Annotated in this window: 8 protein-coding genes; 2 read left to right on the top strand and 6 right to left on the bottom strand. The window is 37.1% G+C overall.

What is annotated here, in order from left to right; translation table 11 throughout:
* Positions 1–77 precede the first annotated feature (77 nt).
* The 4 genes from KKC91_11250 to KKC91_11235 form a co-directional block, all read right to left on the bottom strand.
* Entirely contained in the window at positions 78–305 is a 228-nt protein-coding gene (locus KKC91_11250) for a Clp protease N-terminal domain-containing protein (protein MBU0479129.1), read from the bottom strand.
* A gap of 31 nt (positions 306–336) precedes the next feature.
* Entirely contained in the window at positions 337–861 is a 525-nt protein-coding gene (locus tag KKC91_11245; protein ID MBU0479128.1) for a ferritin family protein, read from the bottom strand.
* Positions 862–1,190: 329 nt separating this feature from the next.
* The gene (locus tag KKC91_11240) at positions 1,191–1,427 is read right to left on the bottom strand and encodes a hypothetical protein (protein ID MBU0479127.1); all 237 of its coding nucleotides are present in this window, start codon (positions 1,425–1,427) and stop codon (positions 1,191–1,193) included.
* A gap of 75 nt (positions 1,428–1,502) precedes the next feature.
* Positions 1,503–2,453: an L-lactate dehydrogenase gene (locus KKC91_11235; GenBank protein ID MBU0479126.1), complete on the bottom strand. Its 951-nt coding sequence runs from the start codon at positions 2,451–2,453 to the stop codon at positions 1,503–1,505.
* Between the two features lie 614 nt (positions 2,454–3,067).
* Between KKC91_11235 and KKC91_11230 the strand changes: the two genes are divergently transcribed.
* A complete protein-coding gene (locus KKC91_11230) occupies positions 3,068–3,490 on the top strand; it encodes a hypothetical protein (GenBank protein ID MBU0479125.1) in 423 nt (140 codons plus the stop codon).
* A 49-nt stretch (positions 3,491–3,539) separates the two neighbouring features.
* Here KKC91_11230 and KKC91_11225 read toward each other — a convergent pair whose 3' ends face one another.
* Positions 3,540–4,016 (bottom strand): hypothetical protein, encoded by a 477-nt coding sequence (locus KKC91_11225; protein ID MBU0479124.1) that lies wholly within the window; start codon positions 4,014–4,016, stop codon positions 3,540–3,542.
* A 70-nt stretch (positions 4,017–4,086) separates the two neighbouring features.
* Between KKC91_11225 and KKC91_11220 the strand changes: the two genes are divergently transcribed.
* Positions 4,087–5,157, top strand: coding sequence for an integrase core domain-containing protein (locus tag KKC91_11220; GenBank protein MBU0479123.1), 1,071 nt, complete (start codon positions 4,087–4,089; stop codon positions 5,155–5,157).
* Positions 5,158–5,179: 22 nt separating this feature from the next.
* Here KKC91_11220 and KKC91_11215 read toward each other — a convergent pair whose 3' ends face one another.
* Positions 5,180–6,847 carry a hypothetical protein gene (locus tag KKC91_11215; GenBank protein ID MBU0479122.1) on the bottom strand — a complete coding sequence of 556 codons (1,668 nt, stop codon included), beginning with the start codon at positions 6,845–6,847 and terminating at the stop codon, positions 5,180–5,182.
* Positions 6,848–7,248 lie beyond the last annotated feature (401 nt).

Below are 7,248 nucleotides of genomic sequence, written 5' to 3'. Positions count from 1 at the left end.
CCTCTCTAATCTATCTCTGTCAAAATCTGAAAAATACGGATTTTTTAAGATATTTTGCCTATTTAGAGAGGTTTTCTTTAGAGAAATCTCCGGGCACCCGGGGGAGACTCGAAATATCTGGTTAACAGAAGACTCGTAAAATTGCTCCATTTTAAAATCTCTGCGGCAATATTTTCTTCTACTGATAACATGCCCAAAATAAGGTGTTCAACGTCTATTTCCTGGTGAGATAATTTTTTAGCTAACTCAACTGCAGCGTGTACTGCCTCTTGAGCTTTTAGGGTCATTTTGTTAAAGTCTAACATGAACTTGTCCCCTCTAATAACTTAAGACAATCTATCCTTGAGGAAAAGAACCTTCTTCATACATATACCAATTTGCAGAATCCGTTATATATGTATGCAGATTCATAATACTTTCATAGTGTTGCTTTTCTTCCTGTAGTAAAAATTTCAAAAGCTTGACAAGATTTTCGTTTTCTGCCTCTTCAAGCATGTTCTCATAATACTTATACCCGTTATTTTCGAACTCCATGGCAAATTCACACGCCTTTCTGTCATCGTCATCAGGCTTTATCTTTTCACTCAACTCCTTTATGCCCTTGGAAAATATACTCAAATCCTTCATCCTTTGCCTCTTCTTATCTTCCAATTCAATCTGAGGCAGTTCACCTTTATCCTTCAAGGTATTATAGAATTCTTTTATGCTCTCAATGTGCAATATCTCGTTATTGGCTAAAAAATAAAAGGTTCTCCTGACTGTTTTGTCTTTAGCTTTCTTGCTAGTTTCCTGATAAAATTTGTACCCTTTTTCTTCCATCTCAATTGCTTCTTTTAAAAGATCTTGTAATTTTTTCTCCATGATTATCTCCTAAATTGCGCTATGATTGGCGCTTATTTGTCTTAAATATTTTAGATATAGTACTATTGGCCTTTTTAGCCCCTGCGTAAAAGTTATCTTTCGCTACCCCGGTTATCCTACCAGGAGTTTGAACAATAATCTTCGTTCCATCCCAGGCAGAACGACCTAATTTTCTCCAAAATCTAGTAAAACCATTCATCGCCTTTATATAACGCGGCAATAATATCCGCACTATTATTACAGATACTAAATACGATAAAAGTATATTAACTGCAAAGGCAATATTAGTCCTCAAAAAATCTGTATTAGGATAGACACTTGTTATCTTATTAGGTCAAGGTAATGGAAAAATTCAAGAATAGCAGAGAAACAAATGCAGCATAAATAGCTGTTGCTGCTGTTATAAGCAAACCCTGCTTCCTCTTTAAAACCTTACCTTCCCATTTCCTGTCCCGTGCCAGACCTTCAAGCTTATTATAATGAGTTCTTACATATTCCAAACAAAAAATTGTAACAATAAAATACAAAATATTCTCTTTGTTTCTTCTAATGCTTGAGAAAAACACAATGCCCTCCATATTTTATGCATTTTAAACTAGTTAGTTTAAGATTTGATTCCCTATTAAAACTAAAGATAAATCCTATAACTTTATTTCATCAATTATTTGTTTCAAAGATTCTGCAGAAAGCCTTAGTCGTTTTTGCTCTACCGTAGAAAGTTCAAGCTGTAGAAATTTTTGCGCTCCTTGTCTATTGACAATAGAAGGTATGCTCAAACAAAGGCCATCAATACCATAATAATCTTTTATAAGAATAGAAACTGGAAGCACCGAATTTTCGTCTCTTAATATGGACTCCACTATGCTTACCAATGCCAACCCTATTGCATAGTAAGTGGAACCCTTGGCCTCTATTATTTTATAAGCCGAATTCTTTACTTCGTCAAAGATCTTCCCCAGTTCTTTTTTATAATCGCACTTGGCATTGCATATAGGGCAATATTTAGATAAAACCATACCGCCTATATTGGCGTGGCTCCATACTGGAAGTTCCGTATCACCGTGCTCTCCTATGATGTATGCATGCACATTACGCGGGTCAACATGACAGTGTTCACTGATAAGATATCGGAACCTTGAAGTATCCAAGACAGTGCCTGAGCCTATAACTCTATTTGACGGAAGCCCTGATATTTTTAATGTTACGTATGTAAGGATATCTACAGGATTTGAAACAACCAATAATATAGCGTCTTTAGTATGCTGAAGCACTTTCGGTATTATCTCTTTAAATATAACGATATTTTGTTTTACTAAATCTATTCTTGTCTGACCAGGTTTCTGTTTAGCGCCGGCAGTAATAACTACGATATCTGCGTCTTTACAACCCTCGTATCCTGAAGAAGTTATTTTCACAGGTGAGAGAAAACTTGCGCCATGATTTAAATCCATGCATTCTCCTTTAGCGCGCTTTTCGTCTCTATCAATAAGCACTATTTCTCTAGCTACGCCATTTATCATTAGAGAAAATGCAAATGTACTGCCAACATTTCCAGCACCGATTATAACAACCTTAGATCTCTCTTTCTGCATTGAATAACCTCCATTTTAAAAATAATAAAAGGCGTCAGATCTTCCTGACGCCTTTTATTTAATTACTTATCTACTTATGGAAATCGTATTAATAAGTACATTTTACCCCCCTAGTGAGGTATTATATATTATAACCCTTCCGGTGAGCTTAAACAAGAAGAAATCAAATTTGCAAATATATAGTAAGTGAATATTACTGACAAGCGAAAACCTCTCTCTTTGCGAAGAGACAGGTTTATCAGATTATCAGCCAAAATAGCACATTTTCCATTTAACGGCTCCATAAAATAGGCAAAATAATGGCCAAAATGGCCGTTAACCAGCAAATCTCGAATATCGGCGAATTTAGAGATAAAGAGAGGCTATTTTCTGAGAAATTCTCTCAATTATGAAAAATCTGCAGTATTTTTGAAAGAGAGAGGTATTGAATAAATTAGGATCTTTTATAATATGCCCTAAGTGTTTGACCCCTTTGGAGATAAAAAAGCCTGACTTTTTGGGTCAGGCTCTTTTATCGTAACTCTCTTAAATACAATAAGTTACGACATATTTGGCTCCCCGTTCCACAAATCCAGCGCATTTTTGCCTCTGCCAAGCTTAGATTCCCTGTTTATATGCGCTATACAAGACAGGGCTTGGCTATCCTTGAAGGCGATATACCTCACAACATCAAAACCGACAAGAGGATCACCAGAAAGCTCTTGAAACAGGCTAAACCAGTAATACGCAGGCCTTCACCTCTTGAAGAAGCATTAAGATATGCTGAGGTATTAAATGAGCCTTCTATTGTCTCAAGGGCTCAGGTTGGAGAGAGATTTGGGGTTAGCAGGTCTCGAGTCTGCCAAATGCTTAACCTCTTAGAGCTTGATGACAGGATAAAAGGCTACCTTTTGGATATAAAGGATCCTAAGGAACATAACTTCTTCACAGAAAGAAGACTGAGGGATATAGCCATTACCAAGGACAAGGATAAACAGCTAAGGAAATTTAGTGAGCTTTTGCAGGATATGAGGCTTGAATTGGATAAGGATTTCTAATAACTGGCTTCAGAGGGGTTCCAAAATTAAGAGACATCTTCTAAATTAGCTATTTACCAATCACTCTCACAGAATTCCAAAAGGCATCTCTATGTGAAGCAACTTTTAAATCGGCGAGATTGCCTGCTGTAGCGACAGGAAATTCACTATAGGGATAATACGCCATGATACCGCTTGATTCTATAGCAGAGAGAAAAGCTGGTTCAAGAGGAACTGTTCTCCTTTGCCAGCCTCCGTGATGAATAAAACCACCTGTTGTGGTGTGGTTGTGATGGTCAAACCAGATAATATAAGGATTTTGATCAAGCTCTGTACCATCTAAGCGAGAACAATTAGCAACAAAAACAGAATTGTGTAATTGGCTCCCTGAAGCCATCACTACTACATTGTTACATTTGTTTAGCAAAGAAGACGGCAGCCACTTAGATAAAGAATTAGGAGCTGTAACTCTGTATTCATTAAGAGGACATAGGCTGATAAAATCTTGATGAATATCATATACTAAACTGTATGGGTAAAAATCCATTTTTATCCTTACTCCTACTCAATTAATAAGTTGTGTTAAAATCAAGGTGTTATGAAAGGAGCGATTAATCATGTCAACCAATACTAATAATACCAAAAATAACTGGATTTTTCAAGAGTTTTTATTCCTTTTAGGGCATTTAGTCCATAGTAACCTCATGAGGCAAATAGATTATCTCAAGGTTGAAAACCAGATACTTCGGAGCAAGACTAACAGGAGAATAAACCTGAATCCCAGCGAAAAGCAAAGGCTTGTAAAATATGGCCTTGCTCTGGGAGGAGATATAAAGAGATTCATAAATATTGTAAGCTATACCACATTCCGCAACTGGGTTAATAATGGAGTGAGCAGCAATAAAAATATCTCAAAAAGAGGCAGGCCCAGAAGCCATAGAGAGATTAGAGACCTGGTTGTAAAACTCGCCAGAGAGAACAATTGGGGATACACAAGGATTCTGGGAGAGTTAAAAAAGCTTGATATATATAGTTTATCCCGTAATACCATCAAGAACATATTGAAAGAAAATGGGCTTGACCCCGCTCCTAAAAGATCCGAAGATACATGGGATGATTTTATAAAAAGACATTTCAAGACTTTATGGGCATGTGATTTCTTTACAAAAACTGTGTGGACGATATTAGGCCCTAAAATCTTTCATGTCCTTTTTTTTATTAATGTCCATACTCGTAAAGTTCATATTGCAGGAATTACTAAAAATCCTACAAGAGAATGGGTAAATAGTAAAGCTAAAACCATATCATTTCTATTTCAAACTGATAATAAATCTAATAAACTATTGATTCGTGATGGCGACGGTAAATATTCAAAAGAATTTGATGAGATAATCAATAAATATGGTGTTCAGGTAAAACAGATTCCTTACAAGTCTCCTAATCTAAGTCCTTATGCAGAAGGATGGGTTGGGACTATAAAAAGAGAATGCCTCGACTGGTTCTTCGTCTTCGGAGAAAGGCATTTTAAGTATCTAGTTAAGGAGTATGTGAAATATTACAACACAGTGAGACCACATTCGGCCATGTGTAACATGCCGCTCAATTACAAACCGCCAAATAATAAAAAAGGAAGGATTAAATCTGATTCAAGGCTTGGAGGGTTAATTAGACATTACTATAGAAGATAGGTTGTGTTACAGGTTTGAAAAATTATACTCGGGTAACTATAATCTTTTCTTGTTGTAGGCGACGGTCTATATCTTCTAATAAAGCAGTTCCTATTAGTTCGTTAGAGAATAATCCAAGCATAATAGAGGCCATATCAGGATGTCCTTCTACAGCTACATAGTTCATCCTTCTTTCTAACCTTCCAAATATACCTTCATTTTCTTTTCTATAAGCAACCGTCAAATCTGCATCTTTAAATTCATCTAGTAAATAATATGAAATATTACTATAAACTCTTCCTTCTCCTATATTAGAAAGACTTTTTTCAGAAATATAGGAAGCTATTCCATCTACTAGTAATTCTGCTAAATATAGTTCTGCATCGTGAGGCAATGAAATCCCCTTGATATCCACCAGCTTAATATGCATAGCATCTTCCAACATTACAGCGTTTTCCTTGGCCTCTGTCCGTAATGCTTCGATACAGTCTCTAAATCTCTCTATAGCAAAAATACCATCTTCATCCACAAAGAGAGAAAGGTCAATAACCTTAACAACAGAAATATCTAATTTTTTCTTTTCGGTCAGGGATCTTGTAATACTTGAACGAGCTTCTGCACCTGCTGCAGACAGAAATAGATCAGAACCAACACTGGTAGAGATAGCATCGTGCATGGCGCCTACTATTTTATCATCAGCGTCTGCACTTGCTATCGGGTTAACAAGCTGCATATCAAATCCTTCTCCTTCTGCCATAGATACTATTATAGCTCGTGTGTCTTCATGCATGCTACCATTGAACTGTAGTAAACCTTCCGTTATTAACATTTCTCTTAGTTCTACGTTAAGGTCATATTTTGAATCCCTTGCCTTAGCTATCAATTTATACGCCAGCATAGGTTTAGTCTTCCATAACTTTTTCATAGTTAGTGCAGTCAGTGCTACCAAACGTCTTGATACTTGTGCCCCATTCCTTAATACTATTAATTCTTCATGCATAGCACCTACAACAGCCCCTGCAGGAACAGGACTTAAAACAACAGGCTTTCCAATCTGAGCGACTTTAACAGGGTCTCTTTTACTTCTTTTCAAGAAATTGGCTCTTGTTTCAAGAGCACGTTCATGAGCTGCAGCTACATCAACCTTCTGTCCCATCTGTCCCATCTGTCCCATTTGTTCTATCAAATCGAGTTCTACTGCTTCATGAAGCAGATCTGGGAGATATTCTATCTTAGTAATATCTCCGACTCTATCTTTAGGAAAAAGAATTCTATGACCTTCTTCAGTTTTAACTATCAACCCTCCGATTCTTGACGCATTCCTACCTCTTTCCTCTAATCGAATCTTTGGAGGAACTTCACATAAGATGATTTTGTCTGCAATACTTTCTATCTGTGTCTCTGTAAGGCCTATTATCTCCAACGCTTTAACAAGGGCCCCCCTGTCCTCTGGAGTCATGTTATCCTCTTGCTCTTTTGCCCAAACTTCTATATCTATTCCTTTCATGCGAAGAAGGCGTCTTAACGCCTCTAATCTACTCGTTCTATCAACAATATGCATTGCACCAACTATTCTATCATTAGTAGAATCTTGACCAACAGGAACTCTTAGAGTATTAGGGGAAGCATATAGAACAGTACTATATAGGAATAATATACTTATTATTACTGATACAATCTCAAAATTATAGCCTTTTTTAAACTTTATCATAAGATAGGTAAAAAAATAGCCTTTCTATTTGGCTAACTTTATTAACCACGACTAATTATGTTATTTTTCATACATTACAACTATACCATATAAATAGCCAGAAGTCAATTCTTTTTAATTTTCCTTCCTCCCTCCCCCGCGAGGACTCCGGCCTTCGGCCTAGAACCTGTCGCTCATTTACATTCGCTCCCCAAAGGGGCTCTGCCCCTATGGCGTTCCTCGCTTCGCTCGTCACTGTTACCCCGAAAGCGTGGGGAAAAATTTTCCCCACACCCCTTTAGGTTCTCGTCCTCGCTCCTCCGCCAAATTTGGGCAAAAAAAGGGCACCAATTTCTTGGTGCCCAAATTTGGCTCCCCGGATGTAACCCTCAGCGAACAAATGCAAAAGTTGTAAGTGAAAT

The organism is bacterium, from assembly GCA_018812485.1.
GTDB lineage: Bacteria > JAHJDO01 > JAHJDO01 > JAHJDO01 > JAHJDO01 > JAHJDO01.
Note: the sequence above shows the minus strand (reverse complement) of the source record. Positions and strands in the feature narration are given on the sequence as shown.

Bases quoted from the DNA above. Each gene is read 5' to 3' on its own strand.
- KKC91_11250 (MBU0479129.1), bottom strand. From the start codon at position 305: ATGTTAGACTTTAACAAAATGACCCTAAAAGCTCAAGAGGCAGTACAC.
- KKC91_11245 (MBU0479128.1), bottom strand. From the start codon at position 861: ATGGAGAAAAAATTACAAGATCTTTTAAAAGAAGCAATTGAGATGGAA.
- KKC91_11235 (MBU0479126.1), bottom strand. From the start codon at position 2,453: ATGCAGAAAGAGAGATCTAAGGTTGTTATAATCGGTGCTGGAAATGTT.
- KKC91_11230 (MBU0479125.1), top strand. From the start codon at position 3,068: ATGCGCTATACAAGACAGGGCTTGGCTATCCTTGAAGGCGATATACCT.
- KKC91_11225 (MBU0479124.1), bottom strand. From the start codon at position 4,016: ATGGATTTTTACCCATACAGTTTAGTATATGATATTCATCAAGATTTT.
- KKC91_11220 (MBU0479123.1), top strand. From the start codon at position 4,087: ATGTCAACCAATACTAATAATACCAAAAATAACTGGATTTTTCAAGAG.
- KKC91_11215 (MBU0479122.1), bottom strand. From the start codon at position 6,847: ATGATAAAGTTTAAAAAAGGCTATAATTTTGAGATTGTATCAGTAATA.